16 protein-coding genes are annotated in these 21,319 nt (G+C 61.5%); 15 read left to right on the plus strand and 1 reads right to left on the minus strand.

What is annotated here, in order from left to right:
- Positions 1-73: 73 nt before the first annotated feature.
- From AC1MDT_RS29065 to AC1MDT_RS29135, 15 genes are all read left to right on the plus strand, one after another.
- Positions 74-790 (plus strand): response regulator, encoded by a 717-nt coding sequence (locus AC1MDT_RS29065; RefSeq protein WP_480420091.1) that lies wholly within the window; start codon positions 74-76, stop codon positions 788-790.
- A 5-nt stretch (positions 791-795) separates the two neighbouring features.
- The gene (locus AC1MDT_RS29070) at positions 796-1,569 is read left to right on the plus strand and encodes a substrate-binding periplasmic protein (RefSeq protein WP_480420092.1); all 774 of its coding nucleotides are present in this window, start codon (positions 796-798) and stop codon (positions 1,567-1,569) included.
- Entirely contained in the window at positions 1,566-3,839 is a 2,274-nt protein-coding gene (locus AC1MDT_RS29075) for an ATP-binding protein (protein WP_480420093.1), read from the plus strand. Before AC1MDT_RS29070 ends, AC1MDT_RS29075 begins: the two co-directional genes overlap by 4 nt.
- Before the next feature lie 194 nt (positions 3,840-4,033).
- Positions 4,034-5,446 (plus strand): amino acid permease, encoded by a 1,413-nt coding sequence (locus AC1MDT_RS29080; RefSeq protein WP_480420094.1) that lies wholly within the window; start codon positions 4,034-4,036, stop codon positions 5,444-5,446.
- Between the two features lie 1,079 nt (positions 5,447-6,525).
- Complete coding sequence (locus AC1MDT_RS29085) at positions 6,526-7,317, plus strand: enoyl-CoA hydratase/isomerase family protein (protein WP_480420095.1); 792 nt, start codon at positions 6,526-6,528, stop codon at positions 7,315-7,317.
- A 51-nt stretch (positions 7,318-7,368) separates the two neighbouring features.
- A complete protein-coding gene (locus AC1MDT_RS29090; RefSeq protein ID WP_480420096.1) occupies positions 7,369-8,529 on the plus strand; it encodes an acyl-CoA dehydrogenase family protein in 1,161 nt (386 codons plus the stop codon).
- Between the two features lie 18 nt (positions 8,530-8,547).
- Complete coding sequence (locus AC1MDT_RS29095) at positions 8,548-10,647, plus strand: acetate--CoA ligase family protein (RefSeq protein WP_480420097.1); 2,100 nt, start codon at positions 8,548-8,550, stop codon at positions 10,645-10,647.
- Positions 10,648-10,657: 10 nt separating this feature from the next.
- Positions 10,658-12,265: a 5-guanidino-2-oxopentanoate decarboxylase gene (locus AC1MDT_RS29100; protein WP_480420098.1), complete on the plus strand. Its 1,608-nt coding sequence runs from the start codon at positions 10,658-10,660 to the stop codon at positions 12,263-12,265.
- Between the two features lie 27 nt (positions 12,266-12,292).
- Positions 12,293-13,483 carry a pyridoxal phosphate-dependent aminotransferase gene (locus tag AC1MDT_RS29105; protein ID WP_480420099.1) on the plus strand — a complete coding sequence of 397 codons (1,191 nt, stop codon included), beginning with the start codon at positions 12,293-12,295 and terminating at the stop codon, positions 13,481-13,483.
- Positions 13,476-14,891, plus strand: coding sequence for an aldehyde dehydrogenase family protein (locus AC1MDT_RS29110; RefSeq protein ID WP_480420100.1), 1,416 nt, complete (start codon positions 13,476-13,478; stop codon positions 14,889-14,891). Before AC1MDT_RS29105 ends, AC1MDT_RS29110 begins: the two co-directional genes overlap by 8 nt.
- Positions 14,892-14,997: 106 nt before the next feature.
- Positions 14,998-16,599 carry an ABC transporter substrate-binding protein gene (locus AC1MDT_RS29115; RefSeq protein ID WP_480420101.1) on the plus strand — a complete coding sequence of 534 codons (1,602 nt, stop codon included), beginning with the start codon at positions 14,998-15,000 and terminating at the stop codon, positions 16,597-16,599.
- 130 nt (positions 16,600-16,729) lie between these two features.
- Complete coding sequence (locus AC1MDT_RS29120; protein WP_480420102.1) at positions 16,730-17,689, plus strand: ABC transporter permease; 960 nt, start codon at positions 16,730-16,732, stop codon at positions 17,687-17,689.
- A 3-nt stretch (positions 17,690-17,692) separates the two neighbouring features.
- A complete protein-coding gene (locus AC1MDT_RS29125; RefSeq protein WP_201119220.1) occupies positions 17,693-18,520 on the plus strand; it encodes an ABC transporter permease in 828 nt (275 codons plus the stop codon).
- A 2-nt stretch (positions 18,521-18,522) separates the two neighbouring features.
- Positions 18,523-20,178 (plus strand): ABC transporter ATP-binding protein, encoded by a 1,656-nt coding sequence (locus AC1MDT_RS29130; protein ID WP_480420103.1) that lies wholly within the window; start codon positions 18,523-18,525, stop codon positions 20,176-20,178.
- A gap of 9 nt (positions 20,179-20,187) precedes the next feature.
- Positions 20,188-20,892: an NAD(P)H-dependent oxidoreductase gene (locus AC1MDT_RS29135; RefSeq protein WP_480420104.1), complete on the plus strand. Its 705-nt coding sequence runs from the start codon at positions 20,188-20,190 to the stop codon at positions 20,890-20,892.
- Positions 20,893-21,071: 179 nt separating this feature from the next.
- On the opposite strand, the gene AC1MDT_RS29140 is transcribed toward AC1MDT_RS29135, so the two are convergent.
- A complete protein-coding gene (locus tag AC1MDT_RS29140; RefSeq protein WP_201119215.1) occupies positions 21,072-21,263 on the minus strand; it encodes a YegP family protein in 192 nt (63 codons plus the stop codon).
- Between the last annotated feature and the right edge of the window lie 56 nt (positions 21,264-21,319).

Below are 21,319 nucleotides of genomic sequence, written 5' to 3' on the forward strand. Positions count from 1 at the left end.
ATACTCTCTGGCGCCAATGCGGTAATCACTCTAATAAGAAACACGCCTTCGGGCATACGCGGGACACCAAGCGATGACTCCTCGGGTACTGATCGTCGATGACGATCCGCTGATTCGCGAACTGTTGCACGCCTACCTGTCCCAGGAAGGGTATGAGGTGCATTGCGCCGCCACGGCGGAGCTGGCCGAAACCTTTCTGGTGAGCCAGACCGTCGATCTGGTGATGCTCGATATCCGTTTGCCGGGCAAGGACGGCCTGACGCTGACCCGTGAGCTGCGGGTCCGTTCGGAAGTCGGGATCATTCTGATCACCGGGCGCAACGATGAAATCGATCGTATCGTCGGCCTTGAGTGCGGCGCCGATGACTACGTGATCAAACCCCTCAATCCACGTGAGCTGGTGTCCCGGGCGAAAAACCTGATACGCCGGGTTCGGCACGCGCAGTTACCGCAACCGGTGGCGGCGGTCTCCCGGCCTGTCAAACAGTTCGCGGACTGGGCGCTGGACACTGACCGCCGTCGCCTGATCGACCCCGCCGGCAGCGAAACCCTGCTGACCCATGGCGAGTACCAGTTGCTCAGTGTGTTCTTGCGCAACAGCGGCCACACCTTAAGCCGTGATCAGTTGATGGATCAGATCCGCAATCGCGAATGGGTGCCCAACGATCGCTCCATCGACGTGCTGGTCGGGCGCTTGCGCCGCAAGTTGCACGACGACCCGGCCGAGCCGCAATTGATCATCACCATTCACGGCGCCGGTTACCTGTTCACCGCCGGCGTGGCGGCCTGAAGTCTATGCGGCGTGTGTTCGGGCTGCTGTTGGCGTTGGTTGCGAACAGCGCTATCGCGGCGGAAAAAATTCGCTACTGCGACTATCCGGTGTACCCGCCGATCTCCTGGAGCGACGGCAAGCACGTGCGCGGTCTGGCACCGAGTGTGGTGAAAAACCTCTTTGGGCGATTGGGCTACGAGGTCGATGTCATCGTGCTCGGCAACTGGAAGCGCTGCCTGCTGGATGCCGCCGAAGGCCGGGTCGATGTCGTGCTGGCCTACAGCACCGCGCAACGGGAACAGAGCATGGTGTTTTCGACGGTGCCGGTATTGCGTGAGGAAGTCGCCTTGTTCGTCAACCGTCAGCGTCCGGTGAAATTCGAACGTCTGGAGGACCTGGCCCAGTACCGTGGGGGGCTGTTGTTCGGTGAAAGTTATGGCGTGGACTTCGACCGCTTCGTCGCTCAACACCAGAACATCGAATGGGTCTCTGACAGCCGCCAGAACTTCGGCAAACTGATTCGCGGGCGCATCGACTTCATCACCTCGGAGCGACGCACCGGGGAGCTTTACGTCGAGAACCTGCCGGGCGCGCAAGACATCGTCGCGCTGCCCACTTCCCTGAGCGTTGACTACCTGCGGGTTGCCGTCTCGCGCAAATCCCCATTGGCGAGCCGCATGCCGGAGATCGATGCACAGTTGAAACGCATGGTCGATAGCGGGGAGGTCGAGCGTTTGCTCAACGAAAGTGAAGTCACCTACCGCGACATGATCAACCTGCCGGCGGATACGCAATGATTCGCGCTCGGCCCGGTGGATTGTTGCGGCGTCTGCTGCTGTTCATTCTGTTGTTCAGCCTGTGCTTCACCGTGTTGGCGAGCACCGTGCAGTTGTACTTCGAATACCGCCGCGAGATGCGCGACATCGACTCGCGGATGGAGCTGATTCGCGCCGGTTACCTGGCCAGTCTCGAGCGCAGCTTGTGGGACTTGAACCAGGAACAATTGAATGTGCAATTGCGAGGCCTGGTGGACTTCTCCGACGTGGCGCGGGTTCATCTGACCAGTCCCGATTTCGATGTGCTGCAAGGTGATCCGGACCCGGTGGGGCCATTGCGCATCGAGCGTTTTGAATTGGACTATCAACCTCCGTCAGGTCCCGTGCGGCATCTGGGGCAGTTGGAAGTCAGCACCGACCTGGGCGCCGTGCATCAGCGTTTATACGCCACCGGTTTGACCAGCCTGCTGTGGATGAGTGTGTTTCTGTGCGGGTTGGCGGTGGCATTGTCGGGGCTGTTTTACCGCTTGGTGACGCGTCACCTGCAAGTCATGGCCGAGTTCGCCCGGCGCATCGCCGCCGGTGACTGGCACGAGCCCTTGCACCTGGACAAAAGCCGCAGCGGCAACGAGGACGAAATCGACACCGTGGCGCATGCCCTGGACGACATGCGCAGGGCGATCCTCCATGACATTGACCGTCGGGAAACCGATCGACTGGCGCTGCAAGACAATCGCGATGAACTGCTGCGAATGGTCGAGCGCCGCACCGCCAGCCTGATGCGCGCCAAAGACGAAGCCGAAGCGGCCAACCTCGCCAAGTCACGGTTCCTGGCGACCATGAGCCATGAGTTGCGCACGCCGCTCAACGGCATCCTCGGCATGGCCGAACTGCTGCGCGATGCGCGACTGGATGAGCGCGACGGCAAACGTCTGGAGGCGTTGTACAAGGCTGGCGAAGGGTTGCTGTCGATTCTCAATGAAGTGCTGTATTTCGCGCGACTGGAGGAAGGTGTCAGCCACCCTGAACCGGTCGACTTTTCCGTTCGCCAATTGCTCGACGAAGTGCTGACGCTGCTTGAGCCGCGTGCACTCGGCAACGATACGCTGTTGCAGTGTCGTATCGATCCGCAGGTCGCTGACCTGTACAACGGCGCCGAACAATTCTTGCGTCAGGTGTTGAGTAACCTGCTGGCCAACGCGATCAAGTTCACGGAGGGCGGGCAGGTCAGCGTCGAGGTGGTTGTGCTGGCTCAAGCCCCCGGGCAAATCGGGCAGCGGTTGCGCTGGCGTGTGAAGGACAATGGCATCGGCATTGCCCCACAGATGCAGCAAAAGATTTTCGAACGTTTCACCCAGGCCAGCGAAGAGGTGGCGCAACGGTTTGGCGGAACCGGGCTCGGGCTGGCCATCAGCAAGCATCTGGTGGAGCAGTTGGGCGGGCAGATCGGTGTGGAAAGTGAAGTCGGGCGGGGCAGTTGTTTCTGGTTCGACCTGACGTTGCAACCGGCGACCGGTGTGGCCGGTGTGGCCGGTGTGGCCGCACTCAGCAGTGAACCCGGCCGGGCGCTGAGTATTTTGGTGGTCGAGGACGTGGCGCTGAACCGTGATGTGGTCAGTGGCTTGCTGCAAAGGGACGGGCATCGGGTCTGGCTCGCTGAAGACGGCGAGCAGGCGCTGACGCAATGCTCGGTTCAGACCTTCGATTTGATCCTGCTGGATGTGCATCTGCCCGGCATTAGCGGCGTCGACGTGTGCACACGGATTCGCAGCACCGCAGGTCCGAACCGTCACAGCCGGATTTTCGCCCTGACCGCGAGTGTGCAGCCGGCACTGGTGCGCGGTTATCTGGATGCTGGAATGGACGGCATTCTCGCCAAACCCCTGAAGCTCGGCACGCTGCGACAGGCGCTGGCCGGACAATCCGCGACGCCCGCTGCGCCGCACGATGACGAGGAGATGGACTGGCCCCTGTTACACACCCACCGCACCTTACTTGGCGAACAGAAACTTCAGGGATTGCTGGCGGTGTTGCGCGACTCGATCCTGCAGCATCGCGAAGCAATCACCGAAGCGATCGAGGCCGGCGATTGCACCGAAGTCGCTCACCTGACGCACCGTTTGGCGGGCAGCAGCGACTCATTGGGTTTTCGCGCATTGGCCAACGTGCTAAGGGCACTGGAAGAGGCTGCGATGGCCAACGACGAGTCGGCGTTGGGCGGGCTGGCGCCGCAGCTGAATGATCAACTGCTTCGTTCGCATCAGACGCTGGCGGACCTGTTGCACACCTGACGTACAAGTTCGTTACGACTTTTTACAACTTTGATCTTTACGGTCAACGGGACCTTACATGGTCTTCCAATAATCGACGCAACCGCCACAAGCGCGGTCTTCGAAGCTTATTGGAGATAATAATAATGAACGGCCGTAAAGCTCATCCTTCCCTGCGCCATGCCGCGCACCTCGCTGACTACTGAGGTGCGGACATGAACGACACTACCGAACGCAAAGGCATCCAACTTACCCGCGCCCTGAAAAGCCGGCACATTTTCATGTTGTCGCTGGGCGGCGTGATCGGCACCGGGCTGTTTATGGGCTCCGGCGTGACGATCAACCAAGGCGGGCCGGTGGGGGCGATTCTGGCCTACCTGGTCGCCGGTTTCCTGATGTACCTGGTGATGGTCTGCCTGGGCGAATTGTCCGTGCAGATGCCGGTATCCGGTTCGTTTCAAACCCATGCCACCAAATTCATCGGCCCGGCCACCGGCTTCATGATCGGTTGGGTGTACTGGATGAGCTGGGCGACCACCGTGGGTCTGGAGTTCACGGCGGCGGGCATGTTGATGGTGAGATGGTTCCCGACGATTCCCATCTGGTATTGGTCAGCGCTGTTCGTGGTGGTGTTGTTCGGCCTGAATGCGTTGGCGACCCGCGCCTTCGGTGAGGCGGAATACTGGTTCTCCGGGATCAAGGTCGCGGCGATTCTTGGTTTCATCGTGGTCGGTGTCTTGGTGATTTTCGGTGCTATCCCGCTGAACAGCGGCGCACCGGCGCCGATGATGAGCAACCTGATCGGCGACTCGTTGTTCCCCAACGGACTGTCGGCGGTGTTCGCGGTGATGATGACCGTGGTCTACGCCTTCCAGGGTTGCGAGATCATGGGTGTGGCGGCTGGCGAAACCGATCAGCCGGAAAAAAGCATTCCGCGCGCGGTTCGCAATGTGGTGTTTCGTGTGTTGATTTTCTATGTGCTGGCGATTGTCGTGCTGTCGGCGATCGTGCCGTGGCAGCAGGCCGGGCTGATGGAAAGTCCGTTCGTGCAGGTGTTCGACATGGTCGGCATTCCCTACGCGGCCGACCTGATGAACTTCGTGATTCTCACGGCGATTCTGTCGGTGGGTAATTCCGGGCTGTACGCTTCGACGCGTATTCTGTGGGCCATGTCGAAGACGGGTATGGCGCCGAAAAGCCTGGCGCCGTTGAGCAAGCGTGGCGTTCCATTGCGGGCGTTGAGCATTACCTTGTGCTTTGCGCTGGTGTCGCTGATGACCAGTTTTGTCGCGGCCGACACGCTGTTCATGGTGTTGATGGCGGTGAGCGGGATGTCGGGCACGGTGACCTGGATTGTTATCGCATTGGCGCAGTACAAGTTCCGCAAGGCTTACCTGCGTGATGGCGGCAAGCTCAGCGATTTGAAATACCGGGCGCCGTGGTTTCCGCTGTTGCCGCTGACGTGCATTGCGTTGTGCTGCTCATTGTTTGTGTTTCTTGCGCTGGATGAGACTCAGCGTCCTTCTCTGTATTGGGGGTTTGGGTTTATTGCGGTGTGTTATGGGGCTTATTTTCTGATTCACCGTAAGCGTCAGGGGGCTTTGGCGCCGAGTTTGTCTGGGGTTTAGTTGTAGGTGATTTGATTGGGGGTATATCCGTTTTTTTGGTAGCGGCGGCTATTGGTTCCGCCCTTACGGCGGGTCACTTTGAAAAGCGCAAAGTAACCAAACGCTCTTGCCCCTTTCGTTCGGTGCCTCGCTGTGGCTCGGCATGCCCTCGCTCCGGTCCTGCTCCGTGGGCCCGCCGCCATCGGCCATCCATGGCCGGGGGCGGCTAACCCGGCATCCATGCCGGGTTGCCCACTACGCAGAACCTCCACTCGGCCTCTCGAGGGGGCGGTGCATCGAGATCAAAAGCTGAAGGCGAGCTAACGCTCGGCCTGATGAGTGGTGAGAATCAAAAGCGGTACGCCGATCCATTGTAGGGGGGAATAATTGCGGTACGCCGATCCAATGTGGGAGCGAGCTTGCTCGCGATGGACGTGAACGATAACGCGTGCTGTCTGGAAAAATGCGTTGCCTTCGAATTCATCGCGAGCAAGCTCGCTCCTACATGATTCTCAACATACGGGGAGCGAGGCCTGCTCGCGAAGCTGTTGATCTTGCTGTTGCTTTGGCTGCTGATCTTGATCTGCCTGCCCCTTTCCCAGAGGCCGAACGCAGGCGTTGCGCAGGGGGCACCGCGGCAAGGATGCCGCGGTAGCCGCCCCCGGCCATGGATGGCCGATGGCGGCGGGCCCCCGGAGCAATGCCTTCGTTAAGGCATGCCGAGCCTAGGCGAGGCACCGAATGGAGGGGCAAGACTTTTTGGTTACTTTTGACTGGGCCGGCATTCCGGGCGTTTGTCAAAAGTGACTCGCTGTAAGAGCGAAACCGTCAGCAGCCGCTACCAAAAAAACGGATATGCCCCCAACCCCAACAAACCAAACCAGAACCAAACCCAACCTGTACCCAGTTGTTCAAAGTTGTAACAGCCTTTCCCCCACATCCCCCCAACAAACAAATAAACCGTTTAAAACCAATAACTTATCTATGTTTTTAAGCTGTTACAGCCTTAGAGATCACAGATTGCCGCCTTACTGAACACTCGTTTAGTATGGCCTCAAGTCGCATCACCTCACGCCAAACACAATAATTCGAGGATTCGCATGACTACTCAATCTTCTCTGCTCAGTCAGGTCGAAGCCGGTATTGCCTGGATCACCCTCAATCGCACCGCTCAGCGCAATGCGCTGGACATCCCGACCCTGAAAAACCTTCACACCTTGCTTGACGAGTTCAACGCCGATCCCGCCGTTCGGGTCGTGGTGCTGACCGGTAGCGGTCGCAGTTTCTGCGCTGGCGCCGACCTCGCCGAGTGGGCCGAAGCCGAAGCCCGTGGTGCGCTGGAAACCTACGGCTGGACCGAAACCGCCCATGCCTTGATGAGCCGCTTGTACAGCCTGGAAAAACCCACCATCGCTGCAATCAACGGCACTGCCGTTGGCGCCGGGATGGACCTGACGCTGTGCTGCGACCTGCGCATCGCCGGTCAATCGGCACGGTTCAAGGCCGGCTACACCAGCATGGCGTACTCGCCGGACGCCGGTGCCAGTTGGCATTTGCCACGGCTGATCGGCACCGAACAGGCCAAGCGCTTGCTGTTTCTCGATGAGTTGTGGGGCGCGGACCGGGCCTTGGCCGCCGGCCTGGTCGGCGAAGTTTGCGCCGATGAGCAACTGCTCGAGGTGACCACTGAACTGGCCACGCGCCTGGCCAACGGCCCGACGTTCGCCTTCGCCCAGACCAAGAAACTCATGCGCGAAGGCGCCGGGCGCAGCTTGCCGGAACAACTGCAAGCCGAACTGGCCGCGGGTCTGCTCTGCGGTCGCAGCGAAGACGGCGCCGAAGCCTTGCGCGCCTCCATCGAAAAACGCCCGGCACAGTTTGTCGGCCAATAAGCCCGCAGTTGCCACGCACCTCTAACCCGTGAACGAACAACAGGTAGCACCATGAATTTCCAACTGACCCAAGAACAAGAAATGTTGGTGGACGCGGTACGCAGCTTTGTCGCCAAGGAACTGCTGCCCCATGAGGAAGCGGTCGATCGCGCCGACGAAGTCTCTCCGGAGCTGGCCGCGCAGATTCGCGGCAAGGCGATTGCGGCAGGTTTCTATGCCTTCAACATGCCTGAAGAAGTGGGCGGTGGCGGTCTGGATTACCTGTCTCAGGCGCTGATCGAACGCGAGCTGTCCAAGGTGTCATGGGCGCTGCATGTGTTCGTTGCGCGGCCGTCGAAAATCCTCATGGCCTGTACCGGTGATCAGATCAACGACTACCTGCTGCCGTGCATTCAGGGCGAGAAGATCGATTGCTTCGCGCTCACCGAACCGGGCGCCGGTTCCGATGCCAACGCGATCAAGACCCGCGCCGTGCGCGAGGGCGACGACTTTGTTCTCAATGGCAGCAAACACTTCATCAGCCATGCCGGGCACGCCGATTTCGCCATTGTCTTCGCGGTCACCGACACCTACGAGCACAACGGCCGCAAGCGTAACGCGGTGACCTCGTTCCTGGTGGATCGCAACACGCCGGGCATGACCATCCGCCGTGGCCCGAAGTGTGTGAGCAATCGCGGTTATCACACCTACGAAATGTTCTTCGACGACTGCCGTGTCCCGGCGTCCAAAGTGCTGGGTGAAGTCGGCAAGGGGTGGGAAGTGGCCAACGCCTGGCTCACCGCCGGGCGCGTCATGGTAGCGGCCAACTGCGTCGGTCAAGCGCAACGTGCACTCGACGTATCGCTGCAATGGGCGGCGGATCGCAAGCAGTTCGGCCAGCCAATCGGCACGTATCAAGGCATCTCGTTCAAGCTCGCGGACATGGTCACGCAGATCCGCGCAGCCGAGCTGCTGACGTTGCACACCGCCTGGAAAATGGACCAGGGCACCATGACCGATGGTGAGGCCGGCATGGCCAAACTGTTCGCCAGTGAAGTGCTCGGTCGGGTGGCCGATGAAGCGGTGCAGATCTTTGGCGGCATGGGCCTGATGGATGAATGCCCGGTGGAGCGCATCTGGCGTAACGCTCGGATCGAGCGCGTCTGGGAAGGCACCTCGGAGATCCAGCGCCACATCATTTCCCGCGAACTGCTGCGGCCGTTGCTGCGCTGATCAGCCTGGAGAATACGCATGTCGCAGACCATTCGTGACAACCTCAAACGCCTGCTCGCGCCGCGCCACTTGGCGTTTGTCGGTGGCCGCAGCATGGCCCGGGCACTCAAGCGCTGCGCCGAGGGCGGATACCTTGGGCAGATGTGGCTGGTCAACCCGCAGCACGAAAGCCTCGAAGGCGTGCCGTGTGTGCGCAGCGTCGCCGAGCTGCCATGCGGCCCGGATGCGGTGTTTATCGCGACCAACCGTGAACTGACCCTGACCTGCGTCGCCGAGCTGGCGGCAAAGGGCGCGGGTGGGGCGATCTGCTACGCCTCGGGGTTTGCCGAGACGGGCGACGAAGGTCAGGCCTTGCAGCAACAGTTGCTCAAGGCGGCCGGCCACATGGCGTTGCTCGGCCCCAATTGCTACGGCGTTCTGGACTATCTGCACAGCTCGGCGCTGTGGCCGGTGGCTCACGGCGGCAAGTCGGTGGAGAAGGGCGTCGCCGTCCTGACCCAGAGCGGCAACTTCGCCTACAACCTGTCCATGAGCGACCGCTCGCTGCCGGTGGCTTACATGGCATCAGTGGGCAATCAGGCGCAACTGGGCATCGCCGAGTTGATGGACGTGTTGCTCGACGAGCCACGCGTCACCGCCATCGGCTTGCACCTCGAAGGCCTGAAAAACGTGCCGGGTTTTGCCCGGGCCGCGCACAAGGCGCTGGAGAAGGGCATTCCGATCATCGCGTTGAAAACCGGCGTGTCGCAGATCGGCGCCGAACTGGCCATCAGTCACACCAGTTCGCTGTCCGGTTCCGATGCGCTGTACGACAGTTTGTTTGCGCGCCTTGGGGTAATTCGCGTCAGTGGTCCGGTGAGCTTTGTCGAAACCCTCAAGGCGGCGGCGTGCGGCAAGCTGCCGTCGGGCAACAGCCTGATCGCGCTGGCCTGTTCCGGCGGTGACGCCGGGTTGATTGCCGACTATGCCGAATGCAACGACTTGGGCTTGCCCAAACTCGATGAAGGTCAGCGCAGTGAGCTTGCCGACGTGCTGCCGAGCTACGCCAACCTGGTCAATCCGCTGGATTTCACCACGGCGATCTGGGGCGACGGCGACGCCTTGAACCGCATGCTCGACAGCGCCCTGCGCACCGAAGCCGATGCGGCGATGCTGGTGCTCGATTACCCGTCGGAGTTCACTGGCGAACGCAAGGAATGCGATCTGCTGCTGGAGTTGTTCTGCGCCGCGCTGGTGCGGCACGGCAAGACCGGTTTCGTCACCTCGGCCTTCCCTGAACTGCTGCCGGCTCACGCTCGTGAACGTCTGCACGCGCAAGGCGTGGCGGCGCTGCAAGGCGTTGAGGATGGACTGGCGGCCTGGGGCCGAATCGCCGGCTATCAGCGCAATCGTCAGGCGCTGCTGGCGCTGGGCGAGTCGGCGCTGGTGCCGTTGTGTCCGCAGGCACTGGAAGGTGAAGGTCGTGTGTTCAACGAGTGGGAATCGAAACTGGCCCTGCGTGCCTTTGGCCTGCCGACACCCAATGGTGTGTTGAGCACTCCAGACAACGCATTGAGTGATGCAAACAAGTTGGGTTACCCGCTAGTGCTAAAAGCGGTCAGCACGCAACTGCCGCACAAAACCGAAGCCGGCGCCGTGGCGCTGAACCTCAAGGACGCCGCCGCCCTGAGCGCAGCACTGGAAAAAATGCGCGCGAGCATTGCCGATTACGCGCCGCAGGTGCCGTTCGATCAGGTGTTGCTGGAACCCATGGCCACGCCACCATTGGCTGAATTGATCGTCGGCATCAAGCGCGAAAACGACTTCGGCCTGGCCTTGGTCATCGGTGCCGGCGGGATTCTGGTGGAGTTGCTCAAGGACAGCCGCAGCCTGTTGCTGCCCACCACCGATGGCGCCATTCGCGCCGCGTTGCTGAGCCTGCGCAGTGCGACGTTGTTGCAAGGCTTTCGCGGTCGCGAAGCGGCGGACCTCGACGCGCTGGTGGCGGCGATTCGTGCGGTGGCCGATTACGCCTGCGAGAACGCCGGGCAATTGCTGGAACTCGATGTGAACCCATTGTTGGTCGGTGCCCACGGCACGACTGCGGTCGATGCGTTGATTCGTCTCGGCCACGAGTGAGGATATGAACATGCAAACCACGACATTGACCGGCGGCCAGGCACTGGTGCGTCTACTGGCCAACTACGGCGTCGACACCGTGTTCGGGATTCCCGGCGTGCACACGCTGGAGTTGTACCGCGGCCTGCCCGGCAGCGGCATTCGCCACGTCCTGACGCGCCACGAGCAAGGCGCCAGTTTCATGGCCGACGGCTATGCACGCGTGAGTGGCAAACCGGGCGTGTGTTTCATCATCACCGGGCCTGGCGTGACCAACGCCGCGACCGGCATCGGTCAGGCCTATGCCGACTCGATTCCGATGCTGGTGATTTCCAGCGTCAACCACACCGCCAGCCTCGGCAAAGGCTGGGGCTGCCTGCACGAAACCCAGGATCAGCGCGCCATAACCGCACCGATCACGGCGTTTTCGGCGGTCGCATTGAGCGCCGATGATCTGCCCGAACTGATCGCCCGCGCTTACGCGGTGTTCGACAGCGAGCGTCCGCGCCCGGTGCATATTTCGGTGCCGCTGGATGTGTTGGCAGCGCAAGTCAGCCGCGACTGGAGCAACAACGTAGTGCGTCGTCCGGGGCGCGGTCCGGCATCGAGGGCGGCACTTGAGGAGGCCGTGGCCAAGCTGCAAAGCGCCAAGCGGCCGATGATTATCGCCGGCGGTGGCGCATTGAATGCGCAGCAGGCATTGCACGAACTCAGCACCCGGCTGGCCGCGCCGCTGTTTACCAGCGTTGCCGGAAAAGGCTTGTTGGCGCCCGATGCACCGCTCAATGCCGGCTCGACGTTGTGCGTGGAACCGGGCTGGAACCTGATCGGCGAGGCCGACGTGGTGCTGGCTGTCGGCACCGAATTGGCCGACACCGATTTCTGGCGCGAGCGCCTGCCACTGAATGCCGAGTTGCTGCGCGTCGACATTGACCCGCGCAAGTTCAATGACTTTTACCCGTGCGCGGTGGCGTTGCACGGCGATGCGCAGCAAACCCTCGCTGCGCTGCTGGAGCGTTTGTCGCCCACTCCACGCGATGCCAGTGCGGCCATCGCTGCCGTCGCCGCATTGCGTGAAGCGGTGAAGGCCGGCCACGGTCCGTTGCAGTCGATCCATCAAGCGATTCTTCAACGTATCGAAGCCGAGCTGCCGGACAACGCGTTCATCAGCACCGACATGACCCAACTGGCCTACACCGGCAACTACGCCTTCGACAGCCTGGCCCCGCGCAGTTGGTTGCACCCCACCGGCTACGGCACCTTGGGGTATGGCTTGCCCGCCGGCATCGGCGCCAAGTTTGGTGCGCCGCAACGGCCAGGGTTGGTGTTGGTGGGCGACGGCGGTTTTCTCTACACCGCGCAGGAACTGGCGACGGCCGTTGAAGAGCTCGACAGCCCGCTGGTGGTGTTGCTCTGGAACAACGATGCGTTGGGGCAGATTCGCGACGACATGCTCGGGCTGGATATCGAACCGATCGGCGTGTTGCCGCGCAACCCGGACTTCGCCGCGCTTGGCCGAGCGTTCGGTTGCACCGTGAGCCAGCCGCAAAGTCTGGCGGAACTGCAAACCGATTTGCGCCATGGCTTCAAGCGCAATGGCGTGACCCTGATCGAACTCAAGCACGCGTGCGCGCACTGACTTTCATTTTTTTACAGGGGTATCGCCATGCGCTTTTCCGATCTGACTCAACGTATCGCCGGTGACGGCGCTGCCGCCTGGGGGATTCATTACCGTGCGCTGGCGCTGCAGGAACAGGGCGAAGACATTCTGCTGTTGTCGGTGGGTGACCCGGACTTCGACACCCCGGTGCCCATCGTGCAGGCGGCCATCGACAGTCTGTTGAACGGCAACACTCACTACGCCGAAGTGCGCGGCAAGCGCGCTTTGCGTGAAAGTATCGCCAAGCGTCACCAGCAACGCAGCGGCCAGCAGGTCTCGGCCGACCAGGTCACCGTGCTCGCCGGTGCGCAGTGCGCATTGTTCTGCGTCGCCCAGTGCGTGCTCAACCCCGGCGATGAAGTACTGGTCGCCGAGCCGATGTACGTCACTTACGAAGCGGTGTTCGGTGCGTGTGGCGCGGTGGTGATTCCGGTGCCGGTGCGCTCTGAAAACGGTTTTCGGGTGCTGCCCGAAGACGTCGCGGCCCGCATCACGCCGCGCACTCGTGCGCTGGCGCTGAACAGCCCACACAACCCGTCGGGCGCCAGTCTGCCGCGAAGCACCTGGGAGGCGCTGGCTGAACTGTGCATTGCCCACGACCTGTGGCTGATTTCCGATGAGGTCTACAGCGAGTTGTTGTTCGAAGGTGAACACGTCAGTCCGGCCAGTTTGCCGGGCATGGCTGAGCGCACCGCCACGCTCAACAGCCTGTCGAAATCCCATGCCATGACCGGCTGGCGCGTCGGCTGGGTGGTGGCGCCGACGTCCCTGTCGACGCACCTGGAAAACCTCGCGCTGTGCATGCTGTACGGCTCGCCGGAGTTCATTCAGGACGCCGCTGTCGTCGCCCTGGAAAGCCATTTGCCGGAACTGGAAGCCATGCGTGAGGCCTACCGTCAGCGCCGCGATCTGGTCTGTGAAAGACTGGCCGACTGCCCCGGCGTACGTGCCTTGAAACCCGATGGCGGGATGTTCGTGATGGTCGATATCCGCGAAACCGGACTCAGCGCCCACGCGTTCGCCGACCGCTTGCTCGACCACCATGGCGTGTCGGTGCTGGCCGGCGAAGCGTTCGGTCCGAGCGCCGCCGGGCATATTCGCCTGGGGTTGGTGGTGGGGGCAGAACCGCTGCGGGACGCCTGCCAGCGCATCGCCCGTTGTGCCCGTGAGCTGATGGAGGCTCGCCAGTATGCATAACTACAAGACGTTGTTTATTGATGGTCAGTGGCAAACCCCGTCCGGACAGGGCATCGCCGAGGTGATTAACCCGGCCACGGAAGACGTCGCCGGTTCGGTGCCGCTGGGTGATGAGCGCGATGTAGACCGGGCCGTGGCGGCCGCACGTCGGGCGTTTGGTCCCTGGTCGCGCACGCCCTCGAGCGTGCGTGCTGGCTACATCCGTGCCCTCGCCGAGCAATTGCGCGCGGGTGCCGATGAGATGGCCGCGGTGATCACCGCTGAACTGGGGATGCCGGTGCAATGGTGCCGTTCGGTTCAGGTGGACGGGCCAATCGAGGGGCTTGAGCAGTACGTCGAACTCGCCGGCCTGATGGACGAAGTGCGCGAGGTGGGCAATTCGTTAGTGATTCGTGAAGCGGTGGGCGTTTGCGCCTTCATCAATCCGTGGAATTACCCGCTGCATCAATTGATCGGCAAGCTCGCTCCGGCGCTGGCCGCCGGTTGCACCGTGGTGGTCAAGCCGAGTCAGGAAACCCCGTTGCACGCCTTTTTGCTGGCCCGGATGATCGAAGCCATCGGTTTGCCGGCCGGGGTGTTCAACCTGATCAGCGGGCCAGGTTCGAAGGTTGGCGAAGCATTGGCCAAACACCCGGACGTGGACATGGTGTCGTTCACCGGTTCCACCGGCGCCGGTGTACGCGTGGCGCAAGCGGCGGCGCCTTCGGTGAAGCGGGTGTGCCTGGAACTGGGCGGCAAGTCGCCGCTGCTGATTGCCGAAGAGGCGGATCTGGCGGCGGCTGTGCGTTACGGCGTGCAGGACGTGATGATCAACTCCGGGCAGACCTGCACCGCGTTGACCCGCATGTTGCTACCCGCCAGCCGTTACGCCGAAGCCGTGGAACTGGCCATCGCCGAGACCCAAAGCCTGCGCATGGGTGATCCGCTGGACCCGCAAAGCTTCCTCGGACCGATGTGTTCGGCGGCGCAACGTCGCACCGTGCGTGACTACATTCAGGTCGGCCAGCAGGAAGGCGCACGTTTGGTGTGTGGTGGTGAGACAGCGCAGGCGTTCGAGCGTGGTTTCTACGTCCGTCCAACCTTGTTCGCGGATGTCGATAACCGGATGCGCATCGCTCAGGAAGAAATCTTTGGTCCGGTGTTGTGCCTGATTCCTTACGCCGACGAAGCGCAGGCCATTGAGATGGCCAACGATTCACCGTTCGGGTTGTCCAGCGGTGTCTGGGCCGGCAGCACTGAACGCGCCTTGCAACTGGGCCGTCAGCTGCGGGCAGGGCAATGTTTTCTCAATGGCGCCGCGTTCAACTATCAAGCGCCGTTCGGTGGCTACAAACAATCGGGCAATGGCCGGGAATGGGGGGAAGAAGGGCTCAACGAGTTCGTCGAAGTGAAGGCGATTCAGGTGTGAGCCTTGATGAGGTAAACGATCTTCGCACCGGGCCCTGGCCCGGTGTTTTGCGTGGTTTTGAACCGGTAATTCATTACTTTCGTGGCTTTTGATCAGGGGCAATGCAATGAGCGATAACAACAACAAGATTACTCAAGCGAACCATGAATTCAGTTTCCCGCGTCGGGACTTTTTCAAATACAGCGCCGCTGCCGCCGCGGTGGCCGGGGCATTCTCCATGGGGCTGCCGTTTGGCGCCTTCGCCGAGGAAGCGACTCCCAAGCCAGGTGGCGTGTTGCGCCTGGGCCTGGCGGGCGGCAGCACCACCGACTCAAAAGACCCCGGTTCCTGGAGCGACACCTTCACCTTCGTCGGCTTCTCGGCGGTGTATAACACCCTGACCGAAATTGCTGTGGACGGCACCGCGATTCCGGAACTGGCCGAGAGCTGGACGTCGACCCCCGACGCGCGCATCTGGACCTTCAAACTGCGTCAGGGCGTGACCTTCCACAATGGCAAAACCCTGACCGCCGATGACGTGGTGGCGTCGATCCAGCATCACCTCGGCGAAAAATCCACGTCAGCCGCCAAGACCGTTTTGGGCGATGTCGCCAAGGTCAGCGCCCAGGGCACTGACAGCGTGGTGTTCGAGCTGCATTCGGGCAACGCCGACTTCTCTTTCGTGGTCGCCGATTATCATTTGGTGATCATGCCCAGCAAGGACGGTGTACCCGACTGGCAAGCCGGTGTCGGCACCGGCGGCTATCGCCTCAAGGCGTTCGATCCAGGCGTGCGCATGGTCCTGGAGCGCAGCCCCGATTACTGGAAACCGGGCCGGGCGCATTTCGCCAGCGCCGAGCTGATTGCCATTTCCGACGGCGCTGCACGGATCAATGCGTTGGTCACCGGGCAGGTCGATGTCATCAACAAGGTCGACCTGAAAACCGTGGCGTTACTCAAGCGCAACCCGAACCTGGTGATCGAAGAAACCAAAGGCGCCCAGCACTACACCTTCCCGATGTTGTGCGACAGTCAGCAGTTCCAGAACAGCAACATCCGCCTGGCGATGAAGCACGCGATCAATCGCGAAACCCTGCTGGCCTCGGTGCTGCATGGCTACGGCCTGGTGGGTAACGACCATCCGATCCAGCCGGGCAGCCGCTTCATCAACACGGCGCTGGAGCAGCGCACGTACGATCCGGACAAAGCGCGTTTTTACCTGCGCCAGGCCGGTGTCGATTCGCTCAAGGTCCGCCTGCAAGCCTCCGACGCGGCCTACGCCGGCGCGGTGGACGCGTCGGTGCTGTTCAAGGAGCAGGCCCGTCAGGCCGGGATCGATATCGATGTGGTCCGCGAGCCGGCCGACGGCTTCTTCTCCAATGTCTGGATGAAGCAACCGTTCACCACTTCCTTCTGGTACAGCAGCCTGACAGCCGACCGGATGTTCAGCATCGGTTACGCCAAAGGCGCGGCGTGGAATGAAACCCATTGGGACAACCCGCGTTTCAACCAGTTGCTCAACGCCGCCCGAGGCGAGATGAACGACCCGCTGCGCCGCGAGATGTACAACGAAATGCAGTCGCTGTGCCGGGACGACGGCGGGGCGATTGTGCCGTTGTTTGCCAGTTCGGTGGCGGCGCGGTCGAACCGGGTCGCTCATGGCGGCCAGACCGCGCCTTATGGCGAGCTGGACGGCCTGCGCGTCATCGAACGCTGGTGGCAGGCGTAGTGACGCTGTTGTTGTAGGAGCGAGCTTGCTCGCGATGGAGTGTCAGTTGACACCAATGTGGCTGACACACCATCGCGAGCAAGCTCGCTCCTACACAACGCCTGCCGATCCAATTTCAAGGAACTGCACGATGATTAGTATTTGCAAGCTGTTGACGCAGCGTTTGGCGTTGGGCCTGTTATCGCTCTTCGCGGTATCGGTGATTATTTTCCTGGCCGTCGGCATGCTTCCGGGTGATATCGCCCAGGCCATGCTCGGCCAATCCGCTACCCCGGAAACCGTTGCCGCGTTCCGTGCTCAACTGGGCCTGGACCTGCCGCCGCTAACCCGCTTCGGCCACTGGATCTGGCACCTGCTGCAAGGTGATCTCGGTGTCTCGCTGGCCAATCAGCGGCCCATCGCCGAACTGGTTGCCTCGCGTCTGGGTAACACCTTCAGTCTGGCGGCGCTGGCGGCGTTGGTTTCCGTTCCGCTCGCCTTGTTGCTGGGCATGCTGGCGGCGCTGTATCGCAACAGCTGGTTCGACCGCTTGCTCAACACGACGGCGCTGAGTGCGGTGTCGTTTCCGGAGTTCTTTGTCGCCTACATTCTGATCCTGGTGTTCGCGGTAAAACTCAATTGGTTCCCGAGCATTTCCAACCTTGCGCCAGATGCATCCTTGGGCACCGTGCTGGAACGCTCGGTGCTGCCGGTCGCGACATTGAGCCTGGTGGTCATCGCGCAGATGATGCGCATGACCCGCGCCTCCTTGATCAATCTGCTGGCCAGCCCCTACATCGAAATGGCCCGGCTCAAGGGTATCAGCCAGTCGCGCATCATCTTCCGTCACGCTTTGCCCAACGCACTGGCACCGATCGTCAACGTGGTGGCGCTGAACCTCGCCTACCTGGTGGTCGGCGTGGTGGTGGTCGAGGTGGTGTTCGTCTATCCGGGCCTTGGCCAATTGCTGGTGGACTCGGTGGCCAAACGCGACATCCCGGTGGTCCAGGCCTGCAGCCTGATTTTCGCGGCGACCTACATTCTGCTCAACACCACGGCCGATGTGCTGTCCATCGCCAGCAACCCACGCCTGATGCATCCGAAGGGGTAGAACATGAGCCTGCTCAAACAATTGTTCCGGGCGCCACTGAGTGCCAAGTTCGGAATATTGGTCATCATCCTGTACATCCTGGTCGCGCTGTTCGCTCCGGTGTTGGCGCCGTACGGCGAAACGCAAGTGGTGGGCGACGGCTTCGCGCCATGGAGCGGTGAGTTTCTGTTGGGCACCGACAACCTCGGCCGGGACATGTTCAGCCGCCTGGTCTACGGCGCGCGCAACACCCTGGGCATTGCCTTCCTGACAACGGTATTGGCGTTCTTGCTTGGCGGCTTGAGCGGATTGATCGCGGCGATCAAGGGCGGCTGGGTCGATCAGGGCCTGTCGCGGGTGGTGGATATTCTGATGGCGATCCCGCAACTGATCTTTGCCTTGCTGATTCTCAGCGTGGTCGGTACCACAGCGACGTCGCTGGTGTTGGTGATCGCGCTGCTGGATGCGACCCGAGTGTTTCGCCTGTCGCGGGCGGTGGCGATGAACGTGGTGGTGCAGGACTTCGTCGAAGCCGCGCGTCTGCGCGGTGAAGGCCTGTGGTGGCTAGTGACCCGCGAAGTGTTGCCCAACGCCGCCGCACCGTTGATTGCCGAGTTCGGCCTGCGTTTCTGCTTCGTGTTTTTATTCATCAGTGCGCTGTCGTTCCTCGGGCTGGGCATTCAGCCGCCCACCGCCGATTGGGGCAGCATGGTCCGCGACAACGCGGTGCTGATTACTTTCGGCGACATCAGTCCACTGTTGCCAGCGCTGGCGGTGGCGTTGATCACGGTCAGCGTCAACTTCGTCGTCGACTGGATGTTGCATAAATCCAGCGGCCTCAAGGAGTGCTGAACATGAACGCGATCGACAATGAAAAGCCGCTGCTGGAAATCCGCGATCTGCACATCGAAGGCCATTACGAAGACGCCTGGCACCCGTTGATCAAGGGCATCGACCTGACCCTGCAACGCGGCGAAGTATTGGGGCTGATCGGGGAGTCGGGTGCCGGCAAGTCGACCCTCGGCCTGGCTGCCATGGGCTATACCCGTGACGGTTGCCGGATCACCGGCGGCTCGGTGCAGTTCGACGGCATCGACCTGCTGCGCGCCAAACCTGAAACGCTGCGCACATTGCGTGGTCTGCGGATTGCCTACGTCGCACAAAGCGCTGCGGCGTCGTTTAATCCGGCCCATCGGCTGATTGATCAGCACGTGGAAACGGCGGTCAAGAACGGTGGCATGAGCCGTGCCCAGGCCATGGCAGAAGCGGTGGAGTTGTATCGGGTGCTGCGCCTGCCGAATCCGGAACAGATTGGTCAGCGCTATCCGCATCAGGTGTCTGGCGGGCAATTGCAGCGGGTCATGACCGCCATGGCCATGGCCTGCCACCCTGACCTGATCATCTTCGACGAACCCACCACCGCCCTCGACGTCACCACGCAGATTGAAGTGCTGGCGGCCATTCGTGATGCGGTGGCGACTTACGGCAGTGCGGCGATCTACATCAGCCATGACCTGGCGGTGGTGGCGCAAATGGCCGACCGGATCATGGTGCTGCGTCACGGCAAACTGGTGGAGGAGGCCGAGACCCGCAAAATGCTCGGCGACCCGCAAGAGGACTACACCAAGTCGCTGTGGGCGGTGCGCAGTTTTCGCACCGAACCCAAGCCATGCCCGCAACAGGAAAAACCCTTGCTGGAATTGCGCAAGAGCTGCGCCAGTTACGGTCATCAGCCTGTACTGCACGATGTTTCGTTGAGCCTGTATCGAGGCCAGACCCTGGCCGTGATCGGCGAGTCCGGCAGTGGCAAGAGCTCGACCGCGCGCTTGATCACCGGGTTGCTGTCGCCGACATCGGGTCAGGTGCTGTATGACGGCGAGGCGCTGCCGGCGGACTTTCGGCAGCGCAGCAAGGAGCAATTGCGGCGCATCCAGATGATCTACCAGATCCCCGACACCGCGCTGAACCCGCGTCAGCGCATTGTCGATATCATCGGTCGGCCACTGACCTTTTACCTGGGGCTCAAAGGCAAGGCGATGCGGGCGCGGGTGGCTGAGTTGCTGGAAATGATCGAGCTCGATCCGGCGACCTTCATGGAGCGTCAGCCCCGCGAGCTGTCCGGTGGGCAGAAGCAACGGGTGTGTATTGCTCGGGCACTGGCCGCCGATCCGCAGTTGATTATTTGCGATGAAGTGACCTCGGCGCTGGATCAGTTGGTCGCCGAAGGCGTGCTGAAACTGCTCAACCGGATTCAGCAACAACTGGGCGTCGCTTACCTGTTCATCACCCACGATGTCGCCACCGTGCGGGCGATTGCTGATGAAGTATTAGTGATGCAGCGGGGCAGGGTGGTCGACCACGGCTCGCGCAGCGCCATTTTCACGCCGCCGCATCAGGATTACACCGGGCTGCTGTTTTCTTCCGAACCGCAAATGGACCCCGACTGGCTCGACCGGTTGTTGGCCGCGCGCGCGTTACCGTCTTCCAACACAAAGCTTGTAAACGTCTAAGGAATTGCCATGAAAGTACTGATCGTCCACGCCCATCCAGAGCCTCAATCCTTTACCGCGGCGTTGCGTGACCAGGCTGTTACGACCCTCCAAGCCCAAGGGCATGAGGTCCAGGTCAGCGACCTTTACGCGATGAACTGGAATCCGGTGGCCAGCGCCGATGACTTTTCTTCGCGGGAAAACCCTGAGTACCTGGTGTATGCCCTGGAGCAACGCTTGGGTGTGAAGAGCCAGTCGCTCGCGCCGGACATCCGGCAGGAACTCGACAAGCTGCTGTGGGCCGACCTGTTGATTCTGAATTTCCCGATTTTCTGGTTCTCGGCGCCGGCGATGCTCAAGGGCTGGATTGATCGGGTGCTGGTGTCCGGTGTCTGCTACGGTGGCAAACGCTTCTACGACCAGGGCGGATTGAGCGGCAAGAAGGCGCTGGTGACCGTGACGCTGGGCGGGCGCGAGCACATGTTTGGTGACGGCGCGATTCACGGCCCGCTGGAAGACATGCTGCGACCGATCCTGCGGGGCACGCTGGCCTATGTCGGCTTCGACGTGCTGGAACCGTTCGTGGCCTGGCATGTGCCGTACATCAGCGACGAAGCCCGCAAGGCGTTCCTGCGTGGTTACCAGCAACGCCTGGAACACGTGAGCGATGACCTGCCGATGGTGTTTCCGCGTTTGTCGCAGTTCGATGATGCGTTGTATCCGTTGCCTGTCTGAAGCGGTTTTTTGCCCTGAAATTTGATGGCGTTTTTTCCGGCCCTATCGCGAGCAGGCTCGCTCCCACAGTTGATCTCGGTTGTTCGCAAAAAGTGAATTCACTGAAAATCCCCTGTGGGAGCGAGCCTGCTCGCGATGAGGCCAGTGGGTTCAATCCAAAAAGCCGGTTCTCTTGAGGCCTAGATTTCCTTCACCGGCGTTTCACTTTCCACGCCTTTGATCAGCCCGATGGCGTGGAGACAATCGCCCTTGTTCACGTACGACTCGCCACTGGCGATCGTCTCGTGATTTCCCGCCCTCAAGCGCCAGCGCCATTGTCCTTTTCCCGTGCTCGGGGTGCCTTTGGATTGCCTGTAAATCTCAAAATACATACTGCTCGCTCCATGCGATGGGTCTATGCGCAGCCTGTGTGGCGCGTCGAAAGAAG

It is taken from the genome of Pseudomonas sp. ASL7 (assembly GCF_056680375.1).

What these genes read in the sequence shown, in the direction of transcription:
- AC1MDT_RS29070 (WP_480420092.1), top strand. Translation starts at nt 796, where the DNA reads ATGCGGCGTGTGTTCGGGCTGCTGTTGGCGTTGGTTGCGAACAGCGCT.
- AC1MDT_RS29095 (WP_480420097.1), top strand. Translation starts at nt 8,548, where the DNA reads ATGTCGCAGACCATTCGTGACAACCTCAAACGCCTGCTCGCGCCGCGC.
- AC1MDT_RS29140 (WP_201119215.1), bottom strand. Translation starts at nt 21,263, where the DNA reads ATGTATTTTGAGATTTACAGGCAATCCAAAGGCACCCCGAGCACGGGA.
- AC1MDT_RS29075 (WP_480420093.1), top strand. Translation starts at nt 1,566, where the DNA reads ATGATTCGCGCTCGGCCCGGTGGATTGTTGCGGCGTCTGCTGCTGTTC.
- AC1MDT_RS29125 (WP_201119220.1), top strand. Translation starts at nt 17,693, where the DNA reads ATGAGCCTGCTCAAACAATTGTTCCGGGCGCCACTGAGTGCCAAGTTC.
- AC1MDT_RS29090 (WP_480420096.1), top strand. Translation starts at nt 7,369, where the DNA reads ATGAATTTCCAACTGACCCAAGAACAAGAAATGTTGGTGGACGCGGTA.
- AC1MDT_RS29110 (WP_480420100.1), top strand. Translation starts at nt 13,476, where the DNA reads ATGCATAACTACAAGACGTTGTTTATTGATGGTCAGTGGCAAACCCCG.
- AC1MDT_RS29080 (WP_480420094.1), top strand. Translation starts at nt 4,034, where the DNA reads ATGAACGACACTACCGAACGCAAAGGCATCCAACTTACCCGCGCCCTG.
- AC1MDT_RS29130 (WP_480420103.1), top strand. Translation starts at nt 18,523, where the DNA reads ATGAACGCGATCGACAATGAAAAGCCGCTGCTGGAAATCCGCGATCTG.
- AC1MDT_RS29115 (WP_480420101.1), top strand. Translation starts at nt 14,998, where the DNA reads ATGAGCGATAACAACAACAAGATTACTCAAGCGAACCATGAATTCAGT.
- AC1MDT_RS29105 (WP_480420099.1), top strand. Translation starts at nt 12,293, where the DNA reads ATGCGCTTTTCCGATCTGACTCAACGTATCGCCGGTGACGGCGCTGCC.
- AC1MDT_RS29085 (WP_480420095.1), top strand. Translation starts at nt 6,526, where the DNA reads ATGACTACTCAATCTTCTCTGCTCAGTCAGGTCGAAGCCGGTATTGCC.
- AC1MDT_RS29120 (WP_480420102.1), top strand. Translation starts at nt 16,730, where the DNA reads ATGATTAGTATTTGCAAGCTGTTGACGCAGCGTTTGGCGTTGGGCCTG.
- AC1MDT_RS29065 (WP_480420091.1), top strand. Translation starts at nt 74, where the DNA reads ATGACTCCTCGGGTACTGATCGTCGATGACGATCCGCTGATTCGCGAA.
- AC1MDT_RS29100 (WP_480420098.1), top strand. Translation starts at nt 10,658, where the DNA reads ATGCAAACCACGACATTGACCGGCGGCCAGGCACTGGTGCGTCTACTG.
- AC1MDT_RS29135 (WP_480420104.1), top strand. Translation starts at nt 20,188, where the DNA reads ATGAAAGTACTGATCGTCCACGCCCATCCAGAGCCTCAATCCTTTACC.